Below are 21,873 nucleotides of genomic sequence, written 5' to 3'. Positions count from 1 at the left end.
GGGCATCTGCTCGGGGGAATTTGTTCTTGTTCAAATTCTCACAACTACAAAAAACCCAGGAGGGATTCATACATCATGAAAAAACATATACTGACCGTAGTATCCGCAGCGCTGATCGCAGGCACATTCGCTTTGCCGCAGGGACAAGCCCATGCCGCGACCACTTCCACCGTCGTGAACGATGTTTCTTTCCGTAAAGCGCCGGACACGGATGCCGCCCGGATTCGTTACCTGCAGGAAGACGAGAAGATTACGATCGTCAGCAAGGTCAACGACTACTGGTATAAAGTGACAGACAAAAACGGCGTGACGGGTTACGTCTCGTCGAGCAGTAAATATATCACTGCACCAAAAACAACATCGACTGCATCGGGCAGTACAGGGAAGATTGTCAGCGGCGTATCCTTCCGTAAAGCGGCCGACACGGATTCCGCACGGATCCGCTATCTTCAGGCAGGCGAGACGGTTACGGTTCTCGATAAAACCAACAGCTACTGGTACAAGGTGAAGGACAAAAACGGTGTGACGGGCTATATCTCCACCAGCTCGAAGTATATCAGCACGTCTTATAAAGAACCGGCGGCGTCCACCTCGAGTACGTCCACGGCGTCCAAACCGGCTGCGAGCACGGGAAGCACGACAACATCCCAAAAGATCGAGAAAGTCATTGCCGCGGGGAACAAGTACCTCGGCACGCCTTACGAGTTCGCATCGGACCGCAGCACGACTTCGACGTTCGACTGCTCCGATTTTGTAAGACAAGCTTTCAAGGATGCGCTGGGCGTTACGCTGCCTTCGAACTCCCGCACCCAGGCAGATTATGTGCGCGAGCATTCCAGCCGCATTGTGACCAACATCAAGGACTTGAAGCGCGGCGATCTCGTATTCTTCATGTCTTACAAGGGAACCTCGCTGAGCAGCTATGCGGGCATCGATAAGTCCGAGCAGCGCATAACGCATGTGGGCATCTATCTCGGCGACGGCAAAATGCTCAACACGTGGGGCACCGGCGGTGTGAAAGTGGACACCATCACGGGCCGCCACTGGGAAGGCCGCTTCATCTTCGGCGGCAGCGCCCTGTAATCGGTAGCTCTCAATCCGTTCGACTTGCACTTGCATACAAGCGTCTTGGGGAGCCATCGGCTCTTCCGGGGCGCTTTTTTCCTTTAGCATGCCCGGACTCGCCCGTGTATTATGCCGCAGCGCCTATCTATCCGGCGGGTGCGCCGGTACGAAACAGGGCATGGTAGAGACGTAAGGCTTGCAGGAGAAAGGAACGGTTAACGATGCTGATTCTTGTGTATGGTCTAGGTTTGCTGCTGGCGGGGCTTTTGACGATCAACAGCATCTTCTCCTATCAGGCGAAGCATGTCGATCCGGGGTTATGGCCCATGGTCTGGTTTCAGTTGAAGCTGCTGCCGCTGATGTTTCTCTCCAATGTCATGATCGCCTACGGGGTGAAATACTTGTATAAGGCCTTCGGGAATCTGACTTTCGCGCTCAGCGTCTCCAAGGGCCTGGAGATCGGGATCTGTGTGCTGATGGGTTACCTGTTCTTAAAGGAAGTGCCGACGTGGAGAACCTACGCGGGCTTGACCCTTGTTGTAGGCGGGTTCGTCATGACGAGATGGAGGTAGCTGCGGCGCCGGTATAGTTCGGAGGCGGTTATGGGAATCTAAACGGGATGAAACAAAGAGGAGGTGTGCGAACATGACTAAGCGGGATCGGAACGGTGGAGGATGGATGGAGAACACCGCGGAATCGGCTCAAGAGGGCCTGCAATCTGCCGGTGAGGCCATAGGGAACGCGGCGGAGAACACGGCAGATGCCGCGAAGAAGGCTTATCATAATGCTGCAGAGTATCTCAGCGGCGACAGCGAAGAGTAGGACGGGTGGATGTTTCGTTTCCATCTTCGTTTTCATCTTTGGTGATTCAGTCTAACACCGGCGCATCCTGCGTCCGGTGTTTTTGTTATTATTTCTCACTAAATTATACGGGATAGCCTATTCAGGCTTTCATGGCAACAACCGATACTACAGTTATAGCTTCATACAGCATCATTAATTTCACTACTAAGGAGCAAAGGATATGACTCGTCTGAGACAAAGAAATCTGATACTGGGTGGGACCTTGCTTTTGCTGCTGTCTGCTTGCAGTCCTGGCGCACCGGCAGTGGAGCAGAACAAAACAGTCATCGGGTTCTCGGTGCACAACCTGATTGACGAGCGCTGGCAGCGTGATCGTGACAATTTTGAGGCTTCCGTACGGCAATCCGGTGCTGAGGTTATCTCCCTCTCTGCGGGAGGCGATGAAAAGAAACAGGCGGAACAAGCGGAGCAGCTAATTGAACGCGGTGTCAAAGTGTTGGTGATCGTTGCACAGAACACGGAGTCGCCTCTGCTCGGAGCGGTTGTCGAGAAGGCGCACAGCAAAGGGATTAAAGTCTTGTCCTACGCCCGGCTGATCAAGAATGCCGATGCGGATTTCTATGTTTCCATCGACAATGTAAAGGCAGGGGAACTCCAGGCTGAAGATATACTGAAGCGGGCCCCGCAGGGAAGCTATGTGTATATAGGCGGGGGGCAGACCGATAACAACGCAGTGCTTCTGCGCAACGGTTCCATTGCCGTGCTGGAGAAGAATAAGGACAAAGTGACCGTGGTCGCCGATGAGTATTCCGCGGACTGGAAGCCGGAAGAAGCCTACAAGCATATGAAACAAGCGCTTGCGGATACGAAAGGCAATATCCAAGGCGTCGTTGCCGCTAACGACGGCACAGCCGGTGCCGCGGTGCGGGCGTTAAGCGAGCTCGGGCTTGCGGGGAAGGTTCCGGTATCGGGGCAGGATGCTGAACTTGAGGCGCTTCAGCGCATTGTGAGAGGGACGCAGGCTATGACCATTTACCTGCCGATCGAGAACATGGCCAAGGCAGCAGCTGAGGCGGCAATCTCGCTGTCGGAAGACAAGGAGCCTGCCTCCAACAACAAAGTTCCGAACGGTAAGAAAGACGTGCCTTCCAACCTGCTGGAGCCTGTTGTCGTAACCAAAGAGAACATGGCGTCCACCGTTATCAAAGCTGGCTATGCAGCTATGGAAGACGTGTACCAGGGCATTCCAAAAGAACAGTGGCCGCAGCCGTAATGGATTTCAGATGTATACCATAAGAAGGAGAGAAATATTTTATGAGATTTTCCATTCGCGCCAAACTGGTTAGCGGGTTCTTGCTCTGTACTTTCCTGCTGGTGGTAGCTAACGTGGTCGGCCTCTTCCGGATCTCTATGTTGGGGGATTCGGTAACGAGAATCACCTCGGTCCAACTTCAGCAAGTCGTGCTGATTAATGACATGGGCCTGTCGATGAAGAATATGGAGAATAGCATGCTTCAGATGCTGAGCACCAGCAAATACAGCGAAATCCAAGAACTGAAGAAAGTCATCACTGCAGAACAAAGTAAAATGAAAGAGCTGCGTGCAAAGTATGGCAGCATGCCGCAGGGGCACGGGACCGAGAGGCTTTACTATCAGTTTACGAATGACTGGGAAGCTTTTGAGGGCACGATCCCGCTGTTGATCCAGGAAGTGGAGACACCGGGCAGTTCGCTTACGGAGATAAAGACGATCAACTTGATGAAGTATTTGAGCAAGAAAGCAAACGAATCCGTGAAGGAGCTTGTAGCAGCAAACCGGCTGGAAGCCGAGATGGAATCCGCCGAAGCCGGCTCCATCATCACTTCGAGCAAGACGATCATGATCACGCTCGGTATCATCGCGATTCTGTTCGCCATCGCGGCAGCCGCGTGGATCTCGATGCAGATCGGCGGCGCGATCCGCCGCATCTCGACTTACGTGTCGCGTATTGCTGACGGAGACCTGACCGCAGAGGCGCCGGTGATCACACTGCGCGACGAAGTGGGCGATCTCTCCAAGGATATCAGCGGCCTGGCCGTGAGCCTGCGCGAGAAGCTGTCGAACATCATCCTCGCATCCCAGCAGGTTGCAGCCACGTCCGAGGAGCTGACGGCTTCCGCCGAGCAGACGGCACAGGCGACGGAAGTCATTACGGTCGCCGTACAAGAGATTGCCGACGGGTCGGAGAAGCAGAGCCGTACGATGCAGCAGTCGCTGGAATCTTCCCAGCAGCTCACCCGCAGCGTGGACGGGGTGAACCGTTCGCTCGAGGATGTCGCCCAGACGTCGAACGAAGCGATCGACCATTCCCAGCGCGGCAACCGCGTAGTAAGCCAGTCCGTCGCACAGATCGGCCTGATCGAAGAGAAGGTATCTTCTTCTTCCCGCTATGTGTTCGCGCTTGGCGAGAAGTCCGCGAAGATCGGCGACATCGTCTCGCTCATCTCGACGATCGCTACGCAGACCAATCTGCTTGCGCTGAACGCGGCTATTGAAGCGGCCCGCTCGGGCGAGCACGGCAGAGGATTCGCCGTCGTCGCCGAGGAAGTCCGCAAACTGGCGGAGCAATCCCGTCAGGCTGCCGACCAGATCAATACGCTGATCACCGAGATCCAAGGCGAGATCCACCATGCCATGGTGTCCATGGAAGAAGGCAACACGGCGGTGAAGGAAGGTACGGTCATTATCGGACAGGCGGGCACCGCCTTCGAGAACATCCGTCATGCCATCGCCAAGGTGCATGAGATCTCCCAAAAATCGGTGCAGGACGCCCAGCATATCCGTCATGAGACCGATCAGGTCGTCAAGGACCTCAACGTGATCTCGGGCGTAGCGATGGAAGCCTCGCAGCATTCACAGGGCGTAGCCGCTTCCGCCGAAGAGCAGAACGCGACGATGGAAGAGATAGCAGCAGCGTCTGCCATGCTGTCCCGCCTGGCGGAAGATCTGCAGGAATCGCTCGCGATATTCAAGCTGTAAGAGTTCTTTCCTGGTGCTCTATGCGGCATGTACACCAGAAGCCCATTCCTGAAGCGGGAGAGGGCTTCTGGTGTCCTTTTATTCGACTAAAATGAAGGAGGGTTGAAATGCACCCGACCGAACTGGGTATCGAAGGATCGTATGAACGGGTTCTCGTCGTCTTGTCTTATGTTATCGCCGTCATTGCTTCGTATACCGCACTTGATCTGGGAGGGCGGGTAGCTTCATCCGGGGGAAGGGCAAGGCGGGCTTGGCTTCTCATGGCTGCCTTCGCAATGGGAATCGGGATTTGGTCTATGCATTTTGTGGCGATGCTGGCGTTCCAACTGCCGATACATACAAGCTATGATCTTGGAGGGGTGCTCCTCTCCATGCTGTTCGCCGTCTTAGGTTCTTACGCCGCCTTATCCATGATCGCACGCACCCGCCTCCGGATGCCCCGGCTGCTGGCCGGCGGGCTCCTGATGGGCCTCGGCGTGGCGGCCATGCATTATACAGGCATGGCTTCGATGAAGATGAATGCATCCATCTCCTATGCCCCGCTGCCATTCGCCGCTTCCCTGGCCGTAGCAGCGGCGGCTTCCATATCCGCCCTATGGCTTACGTTCTACTTCAGCCGCGAGAACGGATGGAAATCCTTCTACCGTAAGGTGGCAAGCGGCCTGGTGATGGGCGGTGCGATTGCCGGCATGCATTATACAGGCATGGCAGCGGCACGCTTCACGCCGGTGGATTCGCAGGAGCATGCCCACGGCCTGGTCATGGGAGGGACTTCCTTGGGGTACGGGGTAGGCCTGGCCGCGCTGGTCCTGCTCTCCGCCGCTCTTCTCATTGCGTTCTTCGACCGGCGGATCGCGATAGCCACCACGAAGCTGCTGGAGAGAGACCAGCAGTTCAAGTCGCTCTTCGAGAATAATCTGGACGGCGTGGTCTCGCTGGATCTCGGAGGAAGAATCACGTCGGTGAATCCGGCGATTACCCGGATTACGGGCTTCAGCAAGAACGAATCGCTCGAGCTGTTCTTGTCCGAACTGAAATCCTCCAAGAACCATGCCGAGCTTCTGCAGTACTTCAATGAAGCCGTCGCCTACGGCGAATCGGCCCAATTCGAGTCTGTGGTCCTGCATAAGGACGGATATTCCGTAGCCGTCAACATTACGACCGTACCGATCCATATCGACGGCAAGGTCACCGGCGTCTACGGGATTATCCAGGATATCTCGAAGAAAAAAGAGAACGAGCGGCTCATCGAATATATGGCTTATCATGATGATCTGACCGGGCTGCCGAACCGCAGATACCTGCTGTCGCAGATCCGCGAGAGCGGCAGGAGTCCGGATATCATGCTCCTCCTGCTGGATATCGACCGCTTCAAGATGATGAACGACTCGATCGGCTCGAAGCTGGGCGACTCGCTTCTGCGACAGCTGGCGGGCCGGCTGCAGGGCGCTTCCTGGGAAGGAAGCACGGTGGCGAGAATCGGCAGTGACGAATTCGCCGTTCTCCTTCCGTGGAGCGGAAGGAAGGATCCGGAGGAAGAGGTCCGGCAGTTGGTGGAGGCCCTCCGCCTTCCGTTCGATCTGGATGCGCATAAGCTGTATCTCAGCTTCAGTATCGGCTACGCTCTGTCCGGGAGCGCCGAGACCGAAGAGACGCTGCTGGAACACGCCCATACGGCTTTGTCCCGGTCGAAGAAGGAAGGACAAGGGCGGGCGCTGGCTTACACGGCTGACATGGACATGCAGACGAAGGAGAAGATTGAACTGGAGAACGGGCTGCGTGAAGCGATCGAGCGCGGGCAGTTCGAAGTGCACTACCAGCCGCAGCTCGACATGTTCGGGAAGCTGATCGGCGCGGAAGCTCTCCTGCGCTGGCATCATCCGGAGCGCGGGAATATTCCTCCCGGCATCTTCATTCCGGTAGCCGAGGAGAGCGGCCTGATCAATCCGATCGGCAGCTGGGTGCTGCGGGCGGCCTGCCGGCAGAACCGGCAATGGCAGCTGGAGGGCCGCCCGCCGGTGCCTGTCTCGGTGAACCTGTCGATCAAGCAGTTCGAGCAGCCGAATCTCGTGGAGATGGTACAGGAGGCCCTGACGGAATCCGGTCTCTCGCCGGAGTTCCTGGAGCTCGAGATTACCGAGAGCATGGCCATGGATGCGGCCGCAACCGAAGGAACGCTGCTGAGGCTGAAGTCGCTTGGGGTCAAGGTCAGCATGGACGATTTCGGTACGGGCTACAGCTCGCTGAGCTACCTGAACCGCTTTCCGATCGATAAGCTGAAGATCGACCAGTCGTTCGTCCGCGATATCTATAAGGAAGAGAGCGGGGCCTCTATCGTCGCGACCATCGTAGCCATGGCCCATCACTTGAAGCTGTCGGTCATTGCCGAGGGAGTGGAGACGAAAGAGCAGCTTGATTTTCTCCGCGAGCAGAACTGCGATCAGGTGCAGGGGTACTATTACAGCCCGCCGCTGCGCGCGGATGCGTTCAGCCGCTTCTGGGAGGAGCTGGTGGCCGTGGGACTGCCCCCCAGGAATGAAGAGCCTTCGGAGTCAGACCAGCGTCCGGACCCGGACAATACCCAGCATCCGAATAAAGCATAACCGCAAAAATAGCATAAACGCAAAAAAAGCCACCCTCCCGCCGATGTCCGGCAGTAGGGTGGCTTCTTCGTATGCCGCTTCGATACCCATTCCTGATTCGGAAGCAGCGAGCGGCAGGCAGTTCTTCAGTCTTCCGGCGGCAGGCGCAGGGAGGATTGCCGGGGAATCAGGGTCGGCGTGATCAGGCGGTTCTCCACCGGGCAGGGGGAACCGTCCATCCGTTCCATCAGCATGGAAGCCGCCTCGGCGCCGAGCTCGAAGGTATCGAGCAGCAGGCAGGTGAGCGGGGGAGTCGTATATGGAGCCAGTGGGTAGTCGTCGAAGGTGACGATGCAGATGTCCTCGGGAATACGCAGCCCCCGCTCCTGAACGGCCTGGAGGACCCCGAAGGCAATATAGTTGCTGATGCATACGACCCCGTCCGGGATCTCCCCCGATGCCAGCCTTTCACGCATCAGGCGGTATCCTTCCGGCACGGTGCCCTCCCCGCAGGCGACACTGCCTTGCAGGCCGTGCTGCTCCAAGCTGCCGGCAAAGCCGGATCTGCGGCTCTCGAAGATGGAGTCGGAGGGGTCTCCGCCGAGGAAGGCCAGGCGCCGGCAGCCTTGCCCGAGCAGATGCTCCGTCAGCATCTGCGCTCCCAGCTTATTGTCGATATCGACGGAACTGACGTCCGGGGCATCCGCTATGGCACCGATGGAGACGAACGGAAACTGAAGGGCGATCAGCTCCTCCAGCTGCTCCCGGGTCAGGATGGACTTCTCCATGATGAGTCCGTCCACTTTGCGTCCCCGGACGAGCCTGTTCATGAAGTTGTCCTCGCCGGCCGACTGGATGTTCGAGATGGTAAGTTCATAATGCAGCGGGCCGGCGACATTCTCGATTCCGCCGATGATCGTATAGAAGAAGTGGTTCAAAAAATCGGCCTTGCGCGACAAGTCCACGAGCAGCCCGATCGTCGAGGAGCTCCGGCGGGCGAGCTGTGTGGCGATGGAGCTTGGCGTATAGTTCATCTGCTTCATGATCGCCCGGACCCTCCGCTTGGTGTCGGGCGAGACCGTAGGAGCGTCGTTCATGACTTTCGATACGGTCGATTTGGCTACATTCGCAGCCCGGGCGATATCGTTGATCGTTACTTTTTTCATGCGGAACCGCTTCCTTCATTAAACAGTCTGATGCAGGACGGAGGAGGGCGGCTCAGCGCACGAGGGCATCCATTACCCTGCTTGTGCGGATAGCCGATGCGCCCGTACTGAGCGAGCTGCCCCGTCCCAGAAGCTCGTCCACAATCCCTTGAATGAGAGGCTGCTGTACATGGGGGGGATTCGGGATGTGCAGCTCTTCCGTACCGGATTCTAGGATAAGCCTCACCGGCGCTTCGGTGAAGGTGGAGAACTCGATTCGCCCCTTCGTGCCGGCGATTTCATTGTACTCGAAGGAACGGTCGGCGGCAAAACACCAGGTGCCGGTGCCGTGCACGCCCGACTCGAACCGGTAGGCTCCCGTCACCGTATCTTCCGCGGTATAGTATCCCCCGAGATTCGAAGCGAAGCCGCTGGCCGCCCCGACTGGACCCAGGAGATAATCGAGCAGATCGAGCGTATGACTCGCGAGATCGAAGAAGTAGCCGCCGCCCGACAGTTCGGGGCGGATGCGCCAGGATGTCGAGGAGCCGTCGCGTTCTTCGGCACGGGGCTGCGCCATATGCATGGTGTTCACGGTAAGAATATCGCCGATCGCACCGGCGTCGAGCCACGCTTTCACTTGAGTGAACCTCGGGAGCGCCCTGCGGTAGTAGGCGACATAGAGCGGTACGCCATAGCGGAGCGCTGCCGCCGCCATTTCTTCGCATTCCGCCGCATTCATCGCCATCGGCTTCTCGACGTATACCGGCTTGCCTGCCCGGCAGGCTTCGATGGCATATGATTTGTGGAACGCGGGAGGGGTAGCGATGTAGACCGCATCCACTTCCTCGTCCGCAATCAGATCTTCCGCATGCTCGTACCATTTGGGTACGCCGTGCCGTTTCGCATAATCCTCCGCCAGCCGTCCGTCCCTGCGCATGACGGCGGTCAGCCGGGAGCCTTCGGCTTTTTGGAAGGCGGGGCCGCTTTTGACTTCGGTCACGCTGCCGCAGCCGATGATCCCCCATCGTATCTCTTTCATTGCGTTCGTCCCCTCTCCAGCCGGTTGATAGTCCAGACCATTATACCAAGGGGGGAGGAGGGGAGCCACTTTCTTTTGCAGGTTTCGTCCCTTCTTGTCTTTCTTTGGAGGATAATGCTATAATACGTACACCTATGTACGAATTCCCGGTAACCGGACCGGATCGGCACGGCCTTTACGGGCGGTAGCCGGATAGAGAACCCCTAAGCAGCGTAGACGCTGATACAGCGCACACAAGGCCCCTTACGGTATTGCGGGGTATTTGGTATGCAGTCCAATGCTTCACCTGAAGGGATAACAACGATGAGACGGGGGCTGAGGCCGAGATGAAAAAAATTCTGGTCGTTGATGATTCGCTGTTCATGCGGATGATACTGAAAAATGTCATCCAGGAACTGGGTTATGAGATTGCCGCAGAGGCAAGCAACGGGATGGAAGCGCTGACAAAGTATGAAGAAATAAAACCCGACCTGGTGACGCTGGATATCACCATGCCCGAGATGGACGGGATGACGGCGCTCGAAGAGATCCGCAGCCGCCATCCGGAAGCCAAAGTCATCATGGTATCGGCCATGGGCCAGCAGGCCCTGCTGATTCGTGCGGTCTCCATGGGGGCCAGCGACTTCATCGTGAAGCCGTTCAATAAGGACAGGGTGCGCGAAGCGCTCAAGAAAGCCTTTGCTTCTTGACCTTCTCGCGTCGACGCAGTAAATAGAATTGCGCCGGGAGAGCAGCCCGGGTGCAGGTGCGTTCAACTGCAGAAGAGGTACAGACACAAAGACCGGTGCGGAGGGCCGCACCGGTGTTTACTTTGTTCTCAAGGCGTCCCGGCTTCCGCAGCGGAAGCCCGGGAATCAAAGCGGCACAGCATGTCCGCGATCATCCGGGTGGTGATCGGTTTGCTGATATATTCGTCCATTCCGGCTTCCAGGCAGCGCTCCCGGTCGCCCGGCAGCGCATTCGCGGTTACCGCAATGAGGACGGGGCACGCATCGCCCAACCGCTCTCTGATGATCCGCGACGCATCGAATCCATTCATGACCGGCATCTGCACATCCATAAAGATGAGGTCATAAGTGTGGCCGAGCGCCAGCTCAACCGCTTCTTCGCCGTTCTCCGCGAGTTCGACCCGATGTCCTTGCTTCCCGAGCATCTTGGTCAGTACGAGCTGGTTGATCTTGTTGTCTTCCGCTACCAAGATCCGCATGGACGAGGATGCTGCCGGAGCTTCCGTCCCAGGCGGCGCAGGAGCTTCGGTGTTTCCGCCGCTTCTTTCCTGCTGCATCGCCGGGTCGTGGCAGACGGTTCCCGCCCTTTCCTTGGGGTTCAGGGAGTTGTGAGGCATGGTCAGATCTCCTTTGAGGTTCAGAGGGAGTGTAGAAGCCCAAGGGGCGTTTCACATTCCCGGTTCACGGGGAATTACCCAGCCTGGCATCTATTGAAACAGTATGAACAGGCTTCTGCGCGTTCTTTTGAAATCGGCGGGGGTTCCAGTTACAATAAGTAAGACTTCGCGGCGGGATTGTCGCGGCAGGGCATCGGGGGCAAAGTGACGCTCCTTGGAGGAAAGCAGGTCTTCGAAGCGTAACCGCGCGCAGACCTTTATCGTGTCAAGGGAGGAATTGGAAGTGGCAATGAAAGTAATGCCCGTGGAGACGGTGGAGCAGCTCCGCGAGTGTCTGGAAGTAAGAACCGCCGTCTTCGTGGAAGAGCAGAAGGTGCCGGCGGAGGAGGAGATCGACGAGTTCGACGACAGCCCCGCATCCTGCCGCCACTGGCTGGTGAGGGATGGGGAAGAGGCGGTCGGCACAGGCCGCTGGCGGATGTACGATGAGGACACGGCCAAGCTCCAGCGGATCGCCGTGCTGGATTCACGCCGCGGCCTGGGCCTCGGACGCCTGCTCATCCAGGCGATGGAGCAGGATGTGCGGGAGGCGGGCGTGCCTGCCGTCATCCTCGACGGACAGGTGCAGGCGGAAGCGTTCTACCGCAAGCTGGGTTACACTACCATCTCGCAGGAACCGTTCCTCGATGCGGGGATCTGGCATGTGCGGATGCGTAAGGTGCTGAAGGAGGGTATTCCTGCGGAGCAATAGCTTCTGTTGGAGGAATAGCTCCTGAGGGGGCTGTCTGAGAAATAGATTAGGGAAGAGCCTTCCGGCTGGATGGTTCTCTCCAGACATAACATTGAACCGAAAGCGGAGGTCTTGGACCTCCGCTTTCGGTTTGTCTGCAGGGAATCATTCGTGCAGGGATCATTCGAATCCGGCAGATGCAGCTGCAGTCAGTCGAAAGCGGGGGCCTCAAGCCTCCGCTGCCTCGGGGGAAGCGGCATAACGGGCTGAGCAGGTGTAACCGGTATTCCTTCAGCATGGGCTCGTTGCCACCTGACTGTAGGCCAGCCGGGGGGCAGCAGCCTACGAAAGCTCAGGTGCAGCGACATACCGCTGGGTGATCGTCTCCGCAGGCACAGGCCGGCTGAGCAGGTACCCTTGCATCGCAACGCAGCGGATGCGGGACAGCCGGCTCCTCTGTTCCTCGGTCTCCACGCCTTCCGCTACCGTGGACATGCCGAGACTGCTCGCCATCGTGATCAGCGCTTCGACGATGACGCCGTTGCCGCCTTCCTGCGTCATGTCCTGGACGAAGGAACGGTCGATCTTGATGGTATGCACCGGCAGCTGCCGGATGAGGCCCAGCGAGGAGTAGCCCGTGCCGAAGTCATCGAGCGCGACCGAGATGCCTTGTCCGGTAAGCTCCTTCAGCATCCAGCGGGTATGATCGAGATCACGCATGGCCGCCGTTTCGGTAATCTCAAGCGTAAGCAGCTCCGGGGGGAGCCCGGTACGCTGCAGGACTGCCCGGACTTCGCCGGGAAACTGGGGTCTGAGGAGCTGCTGTGCGGATACATTGACCGAGACGCTCCAGCGCCGGCCCCGGTCATACCACTCCATGTTCTGCCGGCAGGCCTCTTCGAGCACCCAGTGCCCGATCGGCACGATGAGGCCGCACTCCTCCGCTTCGGGAATGAACCGGTCGGGGGAGATCAATCCTTCGCCCGGGGCGTTCCAGCGCACGAGGGCTTCCGTCCCGATGATCCGGCCGGTGGCCAGTTCGGCTTGAGGCTGATAGTGCAGGGTAAGCTCGCCTCGGTCCAGAGCCAGGCGCAGCCGCTGCTCCAGCTCGAAGCGGGCCTGGGATTCCCGGTTCATCTGGAGATCGTAGACGCACACCCGGTTCTTGCCCTTTCCCTTCGCCCGATACATGGCGTTGTCCGCGTGCTTCATCAGCGTATCGGTATCCCGTCCGTCACCGGGGTAATGGGCGATGCCGATACTCGAGGTCAAGTGCAGCTCCTGGTCCGCGATCCGGAAAGGTTCCCTGATCTTCTCCAGTATGCGCTGCGCCGTCCGCTCGGCCTCCCCGCGGCCCACATCCGTGAGCAGCACCAGAAATTCGTCGCCGCCCAGACGAGTGATCAGATGGGTCCCGGAGAGCACCGAAGCCAGCGACGAGGCGACATGCACCAGCAGCCGGTCGCCGGTGCCGTGCCCCAGTACGTCGTTAATCTGCTTGAAGCGGTCAAGATCGAGCATCAGCACAGCCATGTCCCGCTCGGGCCGTTCCTCCACGAGCTCCCCGAACCGCTTATGGAACTGGGCCCGGTTCCCGACGCGGGTAAGCGCGTCCGAATAAGCCATCTCCCGGATCCGGTCTTCCGCCTGCTTCACTTCCGTCACGTCCCGGGTGATATCCATGCGGAGCAGCTCGTCCTCATATTCGAAGTAATCGCAGTCGACGGACAGGTGCATGGCAGCTCCGAGCGCCGTTGTGATCGTATAAATATGGCCCCGGTGTGCGGTTCTGGAGTCGAACGCCGTCTGGTAAATGTCAAGCGCTCCAGGTCGTTTCTCTTCCGGGAAAATATCGAGGATGGAGTTCCCGGCAGCCAGATGGATCCCGAACATGCTCTTCGCTGTAGGATTCAGCTCACGGATCCGCCCTTCCCTGTCCAGCAGCATGATGCTCAGCGGGGCGGTTTCAAACAGAATCCGGTACCGGTTGCCGATCGACGAGAGGAAGTCGTACTTGATCATGAGATAGCGGATCATGCCCACCCAGATAATCGTGCCGTAGACGAAGAAGAGCGAGGGCAGCGGTACGGGAGGAGGCACCAGCTCGGCGATGACGCCGAACAGGAATACCCACACGAACAGAATGGAGGATGAAGCGGCGAGTATGGCGTATTTGTGCTTCATCCGCTCGGTGGGAGCCTGCCGCCGGGCGAGCAGAACCAGCGGAATATAGGCGGAGATATAAAAAAGGACGAAGATCATCAGGACAAAATACCCCGTAGGCTCGATCAGCAGCTTGTTCCACGGGCCTTGGACGGCCGTGCCGCGAAACATCAGGCTGGTGTAGCCGGATTGGAGGAGCAGCGTCAGCACGGCGGGCGGAGCATAACAGATGCTGTAATAAAGAACGGGATGGACGCGTTCGTTTAAACGAACAAATTGGGTGTAGAAATGATAGGCGAAGCCTACCGATAAGCCCCCCGAGATCCCGGTCCAATTCTCTAGGATGGGCAGCGAATACTCTAGGGGCAGCAGGGCGCGCACCATCTCCCCGAAGAAGAACGAGGCGAGTGAGAGCATCAGTGCGGCAGCGGTACGGCCCTTGGCATTATGGCGCCATTCCATCTCGCATGCCATGATCACACACAGAAGGCCAGGGAAAAAATAAAAGCCCCATATCAGGTAATCAGTCAGTGTCATGGTGTACCTCCATATGTAGAACGGCATGATGTAACCGTTTAGGTTTCTTGTTGTCTATACCTATTACGACTAATCTAATTCGACAAAATGGCGCCAAATCCTTCTGGCCGATCCATGGTAAGGAAAGGATGAAGCAAGGGATAAGGCCGCCATCGCAAGTTCCCTTGTCCTATAGAGAGGGATGGCAGGATATGTTAGAATGTAATACTATCGTTACCCGGTGACCGGGACAGGAACCGATTATACCAAACTGCACTGATCGAGGTGAATCTTATGGCCAAAGGGCTGCCCAAAATCCCCGTCCGCGACTATATGCTTCTCTTATCGCAATACCTGAAGCATCAGCGCAAAAGCATGATCCTGCTGACCTTTCTGCTGCTGTTCGGCATCGCCATGCAGCTGGTTACACCGCAGATCATCCGCTACTTTATCGATACGGCGCAGGCCCAGCCAAGCAGCCGGCCGCTATACTATGCCGCCGGCCTCTTCCTGGCCGCAACGTTGCTCCAGCAGGCGGTGAATGTCGGGGCCACCTACGTCGGAGCCAGTGTTGGCTGGATTGCCACCAACCAGCTTCGGGTGGATGTGGCCGCGCACTGTCTGAGGCTTGACATGTCGTTCCACAAATCCCAGACCTCGGGAGCGATCATCGAGCGGGTCGACGGGGATATCAACGCCCTGTCGAATTTTTTCTCGAGCTTCGTGATTACGCTGCTCAGCAATGCCGTTCTCATGGTCGGCATGCTCGTCCTCCTGTACCGGGAAGGCTGGCAGATCGGGACAGGCATGCTGTTATTCGTGGTCTTCGCGCTCGCTTCCATTCAATACATACGTCGGTTCGCCGTTCCCCACTGGGGCAAGCTACGGGAAATCAGCGCCCGCTTCTACGGATTTCTTGGAGAGCACCTGGAGGGGACGGAGGATACCCGGGCCAACGGGGCGACGGGATATGTGATGCACCGGTTTCATCTGCTGATGAGGGAGTGGCTGCCGCTGCGCATCCGCGCCTTTCTCGGCTGGGCCTCGATGTGGATCACGACCCTCCTGGTGTTTACGGTCGGCAGCGCGGTCGCTTTTGCTATCTGTTATTCCATGTGGAAGCAGGGGGCGATCACGCTCGGCGCTGTGTATATGATCTTCTACTATACGGAGCTGATGGCGAGGCCCATCGAGCAGATCCGTACACAGATGGAAGATCTGCAGAAGGCGGATGCGAGCATCATCCGGGTAAGGGAGCTGCTCGCTACCCCGCCTGCCATAACCGACGGTCCGGGGGCGCCGCTGCCGAAGGGTCCGTTGTCCGTTGAATTCGATGGTGTCTCCTTCAGCTACGACGAGCGGGGACGGACCCTCGAGAACCTCAGCTTCCGTCTGGAGCCGGGGCAGGTGCTCGGGCTGCTCGGCCGCACGGGCAGCGGCAAAACGACGATGGCCCGCCTGCTGCTGCGCTTCTACGATGTGAACGCCGGCGCGCTCCGGATCGGCGGCATCGATCTCCGGGAGCCAACGCTAGGCGAGCTCCGCAGCCGGGTCGGCATGGTCACCCAGAACATCGAGATCTTCCAGGGCACGCTGCGGGACAACCTGACCTTCTTCGATGAGACGATCGATGACGAGCTGGTGACCGGGGTGCTCGGTGAGCTCGGGCTTCACGACTGGCTGCACTCCCTGCCGGGCGGGCTGGGTACGCAGCTGGAGTCAGGCGGAGGGGGACTGTCTGCGGGCGAAGCCCAGCTGCTGTCGTTCGCGCGGGTGTTCCTGGCGGATCCGGGTCTCGTCATTCTCGACGAAGCCTCTTCGCGGCTCGATCCTGCGACGGAACAGAGGATCGAACGGGCGATGAACCGGCTGCTTGTCGGGCGGACCTGTATCATCATCGCCCACCGGCTCGCCACGATCGAACGGGCCGACCGGATCCTCATCCTGGAAGACGGGCGCATCATCGAGGAAGGGCAGAGGGAAGTGCTTCGCGGGGATCCCGAGTCCCGGTATGCCCGGATGCTGCAGGTGGGAATGGAGGAGATGCTGGTATGACGACCTTTACGTTCCTGTGGCGGCTGACCCGCTACAGGCTGGGGCTTTATTTGCTGAATGCGCTCGCCTGGACGCTGATCTATCTGGCGCCGATCGTGCCGGGGCTGCTCACGAAGGCATTCTTCGATATGCTCTCCGGCAGTTCGCCTTATTCGCTGAGCCTCGGCATGATTATTGTGCTGCTGCTCGCAGCCGCACTCGCCCGGGTGGTGCTGATTCTCTTCGGCTTCATGACCGATGTGCAGTTCCGGTTCCGGGTCGGCGGCCTGCTGCGCCGCAACCTGCTCAGCCATGTGCTCAAGGAGCCGGGTGCCCGGGCAATCCCCACTTCGCCCGGCGAAGCGATCTCTTCCTTCCGAGACGATGTCGAGCAGGTGGAGGAGACGGTCAGCTGGTCGGTGGATGCGTTCGGCATGACGCTGTTCGCGGCGGTCTCCTGTTTCATCCTCATCCGCATTAACGCGGAGATGACGTTGTGGGTGTTCCTGCCGCTCGTGGTGGTCGTCACTGTCGCCCAGCTCTCGACCGCGATGCTGCAGAAGTACCGAGCGGCGAGCCGGGAAGCGACGAGCCAGGTCACTGGCGCGATCTCGGAGATGTTCAGCACCGTGCAGTCGATCCAGGTCGCGGGGGCGGAGGACCGAGTGATCCGGCGGTTCCGTGAGCTCGGCGAACAGCGGCGCGATGCGATGCTGAAGGACCGGCTCATGAGCACGTCGCTGGAGTCGATCTTCAGCAATGCCGTCAATTTCGGTACGGGCCTGATCCTGATTCTCGCCGCCGACTCCATGCGCAGCGGAGCCTTCACGGTCGGGGACTTTGCTTTATTCGTATACTATTTGAATTTCGTTACCCAGTTTATCCAGAATTTCGGCAAGTTCATGACCTACTATAAGCTGAGCACCGTAGCGCAGCAGCGGCTGCAGAGCCTGCTGCAGGGAGCTCCGCCGCAGAAGATGACAGAACATCATCCGCTGCTCCTGCGGGGGAATCTCCCGGAGCCGCAGGAAGCGCAGCGGTCAGAGGAGGACCGGCTCCACCAGCTCAGCGTGGCCGGCCTCACGTACCGTTACCCCGAGACGGGGAGAGGCATCGAAGATATTCATCTGGAGCTCGGGAGGGGATCGTTCACGGTAGTGACCGGCCGGGTCGGTTCGGGCAAAACGACGCTGGTGCGGACGCTGCTCGGCCTCCTGCCGAAGCAGGCCGGGGAGGTGCGGTGGAACGGAAGGAAGGTCGAAGAGCCATCCGACTTCTTCATCCCGCCGCACAGTGCCTACACGCCGCAGATCCCAAGGCTGTACAGCGATACGCTCGAGAATAATATCCTGCTCGGGATGAAGCAGGATGAAGCGAGGCTGGCGCGTGCCGTACATGCGGCGGTGCTCGAAGAGGACCTCGAGCGGCTCGGCAGCGGCATGGACACCGTCATCGGCCCGCGTGGCGTGAAGCTCTCCGGCGGCCAGGCCCAGCGCACGGCGGCGGCCCGCATGTTCGTCAGGGAGGCGGAGCTGCTCGTCTTCGACGACCTCTCCAGCGCCCTCGACGTCGACACGGAGAGCAAGCTGTGGGAGCGGCTCGAGGCCCAGCGCTCCGGCGCCGCCTGCCTCGTCGTATCCCACCGCAAGGCGGCGCTTGCCCGGGCGGACCGCATTCTCGTGCTGAAGGACGGCCGGATCGAGGCCTCGGGCACCTTGGCGGAGCTGCTGGAGACCAGCGAGGAGCTGCAGCGGCTATGGCACCGGGGCGAGGGATGAAGCGCCGCATGCTGTGGGCAGAGCCGTCCGCGGGCGGCTATTTCCCGGGGAAGCGCAGAAGTCGACAAGTTTCGGCACATGCGGCGGCGGCTGCAGCAGGCAGTCATAAAAGGGGGGGCCCTCTTGCGCTGCTGAATACGGCATTCGCCCGCCCGGTTTCATCCGGGGGGTGGGCCTTCTCTTTAGCGCATTCCATTTCTCTTCAACCTGCCTAGACTTCAAGCTTACTTCAATCTGGCAAGGCCCTCCAGGTTTCGGACATGGAGGGTTTTGTTATGCAGTACGCATACCCGCAAGGTGCCCGTCCTCACGGCGAAGCCTTGGGACATCCGGATTCGCCAGCCGTCCCCGGCTATTTGCCGCAGCGGTACAGGAAGGCATCGAGCGTAAGCCGCTCCTGGTCGCCGGTCGCGAGGTCTTTGACCTGGACGGTACTTGGGTCGTCGTCCTCGCCGAGCAGCAGCAGATAAGAAGCGCCGGCCCGGTTCGCCGACTTCAGCGCCTGCTTCCAGCCGGCCGGCTCCAGCGGAGAGTCGGCGCTGAGTCCCGCCCGGCGTACGGAAGCGAGGACCGGGAGCAGCCGGGGAATGGCCGCTTCGCTCGCAGGGACGACCCAGACGTCGGGGCCGCCGGCATCGGCAGCCGGCAGAACCTTGGCTTCCCGCAGGAGCAGCAGCGTCCGTTCGAGGCCGATCCCGAAGCCGGCGGCCGGCAGCGGAGGTCCGCCGAGCTCGGCGTACAAGGCATTGTAGCGGCCGCCGCCGGAGACCGCCGAACCCCGGTGCAGGATCTCGAACACGGTGCCTGTATAATAGTCGAGTCCGCGGACGAGCAGCGGATCCCGCTCGTAGGCCAGGCCCAGCGAATCCAGCAGGGCGTCGACACCGGCGGCATGTTCGCTGCAAGGGCGGCAGAGCGCTGCCGAGAGCAACGGGGCGTCCGCCAGCCGGCTCCGGCAGGCGGTCTGCTTGCAGTCCAGCGCCCGCATAGGGTTCAGCTCTGTCCTCCGGATGCAGTCGGGGCAGAGCGCATCGGCCGCTTCCCGCAAGAAGGCCTGGAGCCGGACCGTATACGCCCCTCTGCACCCCGGACAGCCGACGCTGCCGACCGAGACGGTCAGGCCGGGCAGGCCGAGCTCTTCATAGAACTGCAGGGCGCAGGCGATCAGCTCCGCGTCGGCCAGCGGAGAGGCGCTGCCGACCGATTCCATGCCGAATTGGGTGTGCTGCCGCAGCCGCCCCTGCCCGGGACGCTCATAGCGGAACATCGGGCCGATGTAATAGAGCTTCAAGGGCAGGGGGCCGGTATAGAGCCTCCCTTGCAGGACGGCACGGGCTGCGCCCGCCGTGCCTTCCGGGCGCAGCGCAAGCTGCCGGCCGCCCCGGTCGGTCAGCGTATACATCTCCTTCTCCACAATGTCGGTGGCCCCTCCGACGCTGCGGCTGTAGAGCTCTTCGTATTCCAGGAGGGGCGTACGAATTTCCCGGGCATGATGCAGCTTCGCCACCTTTCTTGCCGCGTCTTCCATACGGTGCCACAGCGGGCTTTCCTGAGGCAGCACATCAGCTGTGCCGCGGGGGCGGTTCCATTCTTTTGTTGCCATTGTCGTATCCCTCCTGATTCTGAAATAGTGAATAAACTATGCAGCAGGCTTCCTGTGCCGCGAACGGAACGCCAAAAAGCCCCATCCCAAACGGGACGAGGCTTCAGCTCGCGGTACCACCCATGTTATGCCGCACCGATCCTTCGGTCGAGGGGAGCACGGCATCGCTCTGTAGGGGTCAAGACGACTAACCCCTCTTCCGCTGATAACGGTGGAAGTCTCCGGTGCCGCCTACTTTAGCAATCATCCCCGGAGAGGGCATGGCTGCGGTTCGGGACACGGCTCAAGGGTGTGTTTCGGTCTCTTCGTACGGCCGGTTCGCACCATCCACCGGTTCTCTGAACGTACATGGGAATAGACCTACTCTCCCTGTCAACGCCTGCATGCTATGAGGATATGGTAAATATGGATATTAGTCCCATACAAACTTACAAATATTCTACATGGGGGGATTCGGGATTGTCAAGAGGGCTCCTCCACAGATGGACGGCAGGGGGTTAGCGCCGCTGCACCTGCACGCCGACCGACTCCGAGACGCCGATGACTTTCTCCTGGGAATCGACCACCTTGATCTGTACGTGCAGCGTACCGGTGCCGCCGATCAGTTCCTTGGGAACCAGGGCCTGCAAGAGCGTCTCGCTGCGCCAGGTCGTCGGCACGGCCTGCCCGTCGATGTAGACGGTGCAGCCGAGCCCGTACCGGCCCCCTTCGAGGGTCAGCTGCAGCGGGCTCTGGCCGCCCTGCAGGGCGGACGGCGATCCGGTCGTGACCCGCTCCAGACGTGGAGGGCCGTAGCCAAGCTCGAACGGTGATTCGCTGCGCTGCGGAGCAAGCTGCCGGGCGGTGGCGAGCTGCTCGGCCTGGACCCGCGCATAGTCCCGTGCCAGCTCGGGATCCACGCCGTACTTCGCATACTGAGCCTCCGGCGGGAGGATGGGCAGCTTCGCGGAGAGCCGGGACAAGTAGTCCGTGAATTCGCTCCCTTCCCGGTTCGCCATCTTGAGCACATAAGGGCTGAGGAAGGAAGGGCTGATATGGAGTTCATCCTTCTGCTCCCGGGGAAGGTAGTTGTTCCAGATGGCGAGGGGCACCGTGTGCATTTTCTCCAGGAAGTCGGGATCGTCCGTACCCGAGATATACCCGGTGTCCACATAAGCGTCGTATTTCTCGAGCGAAGGCAGGTGGTCGCCGAAGAATACAATAATTGTCGGCTCCCTTACCATGCTGTAATGGGTGACGAGCTGCTGCAGCATCCGGTCGGCACCCGACATGCCTTGGGCGAGCGTTTCGGCCAGCCCGATCGTGCCCGCCGAGATCCCCGTTCTTCCCTTGATGTCGATCGTATTGCGTTTGAATTTGCCCGGATAATAGTGAAAGTGGTTCTCCATCGTGTTGGCGAAAATAAAGTCGGCGCCAGGGCTCCGCTGACTCTCTTCGATGATCCGCCGTCCCACCGCCGCATCGCCCATATACGGCCCCACATACTCGTCCGGATCGAAGTATTCCAGGGAGATGTACCGGGAGAAGCCGAGATGCCGGTAGACATCCGAGGACGTGAAGTACCAATGGTGAAACGGCGTGATGGCGGTCGCAGTGTAGCCTTGAGCCGACAGGATCGTAGCAAGCGAAGGCGTAGGCTGCTTGATGAACTGCTCGTACACGATCGAATTGTCAGGGAAAAAACGGTAAGATAGACCGGTCAGCACCTCAAGCTCCACATTCGCCGTGCCTCCGCCGAACATGGGGGACAGCATCGTGCCGTGCGTGAAGCTGCGCTGCAGGGAATGGAAGAACGGGATCGGATCCCGGCTGAACGTAAGTCCCGGCAGCTGGGTAGGATCCCAGAAGGCTTCGCTGAGCAGCACAATGATGTTAGGCGGCTTCTGGAGCTCTTCGGGAGACAAGGAGAGCGGCTTGCTGAGATCGGGAAGCGGCACCGGATCCTCGGGTTTGCTGTATTCCGACGCGCTGAAGGTCAGCACAAGTAGGAGGGTGGCCGCCGCAGCGGTCCACCGGGAATAACGCGCCATAGGTCATGTCTCCTGTAA

General features: G+C 59.4%; 16 protein-coding genes and 1 other annotated feature. Of the genes, 10 read left to right on the top strand and 6 right to left on the bottom strand.

The features are described 5' to 3' along the window. Window positions 1-75: 75 nt before the first annotated feature. The 6 genes from O9H32_RS14815 (at window position 76) to O9H32_RS14790 (ending at window position 7,490) form a co-directional block, all read left to right on the top strand. Window positions 76-1,083, top strand: coding sequence for a C40 family peptidase (locus O9H32_RS14815; RefSeq protein WP_269866881.1), 1,008 nt, complete (start codon window positions 76-78; stop codon window positions 1,081-1,083). 203 nt (window positions 1,084-1,286) lie between these two features. Continuing rightward, window positions 1,287-1,637, top strand: coding sequence for a hypothetical protein (locus tag O9H32_RS14810; protein WP_269866880.1), 351 nt, complete (start codon window positions 1,287-1,289; stop codon window positions 1,635-1,637). Window positions 1,638-1,710: 73 nt separating this feature from the next. After that, window positions 1,711-1,887 (top strand): hypothetical protein, encoded by a 177-nt coding sequence (locus tag O9H32_RS14805; RefSeq protein ID WP_269866879.1) that lies wholly within the window; start codon window positions 1,711-1,713, stop codon window positions 1,885-1,887. Between the two features lie 250 nt (window positions 1,888-2,137). After that, window positions 2,138-3,142, top strand: a complete 1,005-nt coding sequence (locus O9H32_RS14800) for a sugar ABC transporter substrate-binding protein (RefSeq protein WP_269866878.1) — start codon at window positions 2,138-2,140, stop codon at window positions 3,140-3,142. Between the two features lie 41 nt (window positions 3,143-3,183). Further along, window positions 3,184-4,887 carry a methyl-accepting chemotaxis protein gene (locus tag O9H32_RS14795; RefSeq protein ID WP_269866877.1) on the top strand — a complete coding sequence of 568 codons (1,704 nt, stop codon included), beginning with the start codon at window positions 3,184-3,186 and terminating at the stop codon, window positions 4,885-4,887. Window positions 4,888-4,994: 107 nt separating this feature from the next. After that, the gene (locus tag O9H32_RS14790; protein ID WP_269866876.1) at window positions 4,995-7,490 is read left to right on the top strand and encodes an EAL domain-containing protein; all 2,496 of its coding nucleotides are present in this window, start codon (window positions 4,995-4,997) and stop codon (window positions 7,488-7,490) included. Window positions 7,491-7,615: 125 nt separating this feature from the next. Here O9H32_RS14790 and O9H32_RS14785 read toward each other — a convergent pair whose 3' ends face one another. Next, on the bottom strand, window positions 7,616-8,635 hold the full coding sequence (locus tag O9H32_RS14785) for a LacI family DNA-binding transcriptional regulator (protein WP_269866875.1): 1,020 nt from the start codon (window positions 8,633-8,635) through the stop codon (window positions 7,616-7,618). A 52-nt stretch (window positions 8,636-8,687) separates the two neighbouring features. Further along, window positions 8,688-9,656 carry a Gfo/Idh/MocA family protein gene (locus O9H32_RS14780; protein WP_269866874.1) on the bottom strand — a complete coding sequence of 323 codons (969 nt, stop codon included), beginning with the start codon at window positions 9,654-9,656 and terminating at the stop codon, window positions 8,688-8,690. 326 nt (window positions 9,657-9,982) lie between these two features. Between O9H32_RS14780 and O9H32_RS14775 the strand changes: the two genes are divergently transcribed. Beyond that, on the top strand, window positions 9,983-10,345 hold the full coding sequence (locus O9H32_RS14775) for a response regulator (RefSeq protein ID WP_269866873.1): 363 nt from the start codon (window positions 9,983-9,985) through the stop codon (window positions 10,343-10,345). Between the two features lie 128 nt (window positions 10,346-10,473). Here O9H32_RS14775 and O9H32_RS14770 read toward each other — a convergent pair whose 3' ends face one another. Continuing rightward, complete coding sequence (locus O9H32_RS14770; RefSeq protein ID WP_269866872.1) at window positions 10,474-11,001, bottom strand: response regulator; 528 nt, start codon at window positions 10,999-11,001, stop codon at window positions 10,474-10,476. Between the two features lie 289 nt (window positions 11,002-11,290). Here O9H32_RS14770 and O9H32_RS14765 point away from each other — a divergent pair, with 289 nt between their 5' ends. After that, the gene (locus O9H32_RS14765) at window positions 11,291-11,752 is read left to right on the top strand and encodes a GNAT family N-acetyltransferase (protein WP_406627322.1); all 462 of its coding nucleotides are present in this window, start codon (window positions 11,291-11,293) and stop codon (window positions 11,750-11,752) included. Between the two features lie 321 nt (window positions 11,753-12,073). On the opposite strand, the gene O9H32_RS14760 is transcribed toward O9H32_RS14765, so the two are convergent. Further along, window positions 12,074-14,431: an EAL domain-containing protein gene (locus O9H32_RS14760; protein WP_269866870.1), complete on the bottom strand. Its 2,358-nt coding sequence runs from the start codon at window positions 14,429-14,431 to the stop codon at window positions 12,074-12,076. A 273-nt stretch (window positions 14,432-14,704) separates the two neighbouring features. On the opposite strand from O9H32_RS14760, the gene O9H32_RS14755 reads away from it, so the two are divergent. Together O9H32_RS14755 and O9H32_RS14750 are read left to right on the top strand one after the other, a co-directional pair. After that, a complete protein-coding gene (locus O9H32_RS14755; protein WP_269866869.1) occupies window positions 14,705-16,465 on the top strand; it encodes an ABC transporter ATP-binding protein in 1,761 nt (586 codons plus the stop codon). Further along, window positions 16,462-18,222 (top strand): ABC transporter ATP-binding protein, encoded by a 1,761-nt coding sequence (locus O9H32_RS14750; protein WP_269866868.1) that lies wholly within the window; start codon window positions 16,462-16,464, stop codon window positions 18,220-18,222. Before O9H32_RS14755 ends, O9H32_RS14750 begins: the two co-directional genes overlap by 4 nt. 352 nt (window positions 18,223-18,574) lie before the next feature. On the opposite strand, the gene hisS is transcribed toward O9H32_RS14750, so the two are convergent. Together hisS and O9H32_RS14740 are read right to left on the bottom strand one after the other, a co-directional pair. Next, window positions 18,575-19,825 (bottom strand): histidine--tRNA ligase, encoded by a 1,251-nt coding sequence (gene hisS, locus O9H32_RS14745; protein WP_269866867.1) that lies wholly within the window; start codon window positions 19,823-19,825, stop codon window positions 18,575-18,577. A gap of 88 nt (window positions 19,826-19,913) precedes the next feature. Further along, window positions 19,914-20,210: a binding site (T-box leader), on the bottom strand. A gap of 112 nt (window positions 20,211-20,322) precedes the next feature. Next, a complete protein-coding gene (locus O9H32_RS14740) occupies window positions 20,323-21,855 on the bottom strand; it encodes an LTA synthase family protein (RefSeq protein WP_269866866.1) in 1,533 nt (510 codons plus the stop codon). Window positions 21,856-21,873 lie beyond the last annotated feature (18 nt).

This window comes from Paenibacillus caseinilyticus (genome assembly GCF_027533645.1).
Taxonomy (GTDB): Bacteria; Bacillota; Bacilli; order Paenibacillales; family NBRC-103111; genus Paenibacillus_G; species Paenibacillus_G caseinilyticus.
This window is presented reverse-complemented; position numbering and strand designations above follow the sequence as displayed.

Bases quoted from the DNA above. Each gene is read 5' to 3' on its own strand.
- O9H32_RS14815 (WP_269866881.1), top strand. From the start codon at position 76: ATGAAAAAACATATACTGACCGTAGTATCCGCAGCGCTGATCGCAGGC.
- O9H32_RS14810 (WP_269866880.1), top strand. From the start codon at position 1,287: ATGCTGATTCTTGTGTATGGTCTAGGTTTGCTGCTGGCGGGGCTTTTG.
- O9H32_RS14805 (WP_269866879.1), top strand. From the start codon at position 1,711: ATGACTAAGCGGGATCGGAACGGTGGAGGATGGATGGAGAACACCGCG.
- O9H32_RS14795 (WP_269866877.1), top strand. From the start codon at position 3,184: ATGAGATTTTCCATTCGCGCCAAACTGGTTAGCGGGTTCTTGCTCTGT.
- O9H32_RS14790 (WP_269866876.1), top strand. From the start codon at position 4,995: ATGCACCCGACCGAACTGGGTATCGAAGGATCGTATGAACGGGTTCTC.
- O9H32_RS14785 (WP_269866875.1), bottom strand. From the start codon at position 8,635: ATGAAAAAAGTAACGATCAACGATATCGCCCGGGCTGCGAATGTAGCC.
- O9H32_RS14780 (WP_269866874.1), bottom strand. From the start codon at position 9,656: ATGAAAGAGATACGATGGGGGATCATCGGCTGCGGCAGCGTGACCGAA.
- O9H32_RS14775 (WP_269866873.1), top strand. From the start codon at position 9,983: ATGAAAAAAATTCTGGTCGTTGATGATTCGCTGTTCATGCGGATGATA.
- O9H32_RS14770 (WP_269866872.1), bottom strand. From the start codon at position 11,001: ATGCCTCACAACTCCCTGAACCCCAAGGAAAGGGCGGGAACCGTCTGC.
- O9H32_RS14765 (WP_406627322.1), top strand. From the start codon at position 11,291: ATGAAAGTAATGCCCGTGGAGACGGTGGAGCAGCTCCGCGAGTGTCTG.
- O9H32_RS14760 (WP_269866870.1), bottom strand. From the start codon at position 14,431: ATGACACTGACTGATTACCTGATATGGGGCTTTTATTTTTTCCCTGGC.
- O9H32_RS14755 (WP_269866869.1), top strand. From the start codon at position 14,705: ATGGCCAAAGGGCTGCCCAAAATCCCCGTCCGCGACTATATGCTTCTC.
- O9H32_RS14750 (WP_269866868.1), top strand. From the start codon at position 16,462: ATGACGACCTTTACGTTCCTGTGGCGGCTGACCCGCTACAGGCTGGGG.
- hisS (WP_269866867.1), bottom strand. From the start codon at position 19,825: ATGGCAACAAAAGAATGGAACCGCCCCCGCGGCACAGCTGATGTGCTG.
- O9H32_RS14740 (WP_269866866.1), bottom strand. From the start codon at position 21,855: ATGGCGCGTTATTCCCGGTGGACCGCTGCGGCGGCCACCCTCCTACTT.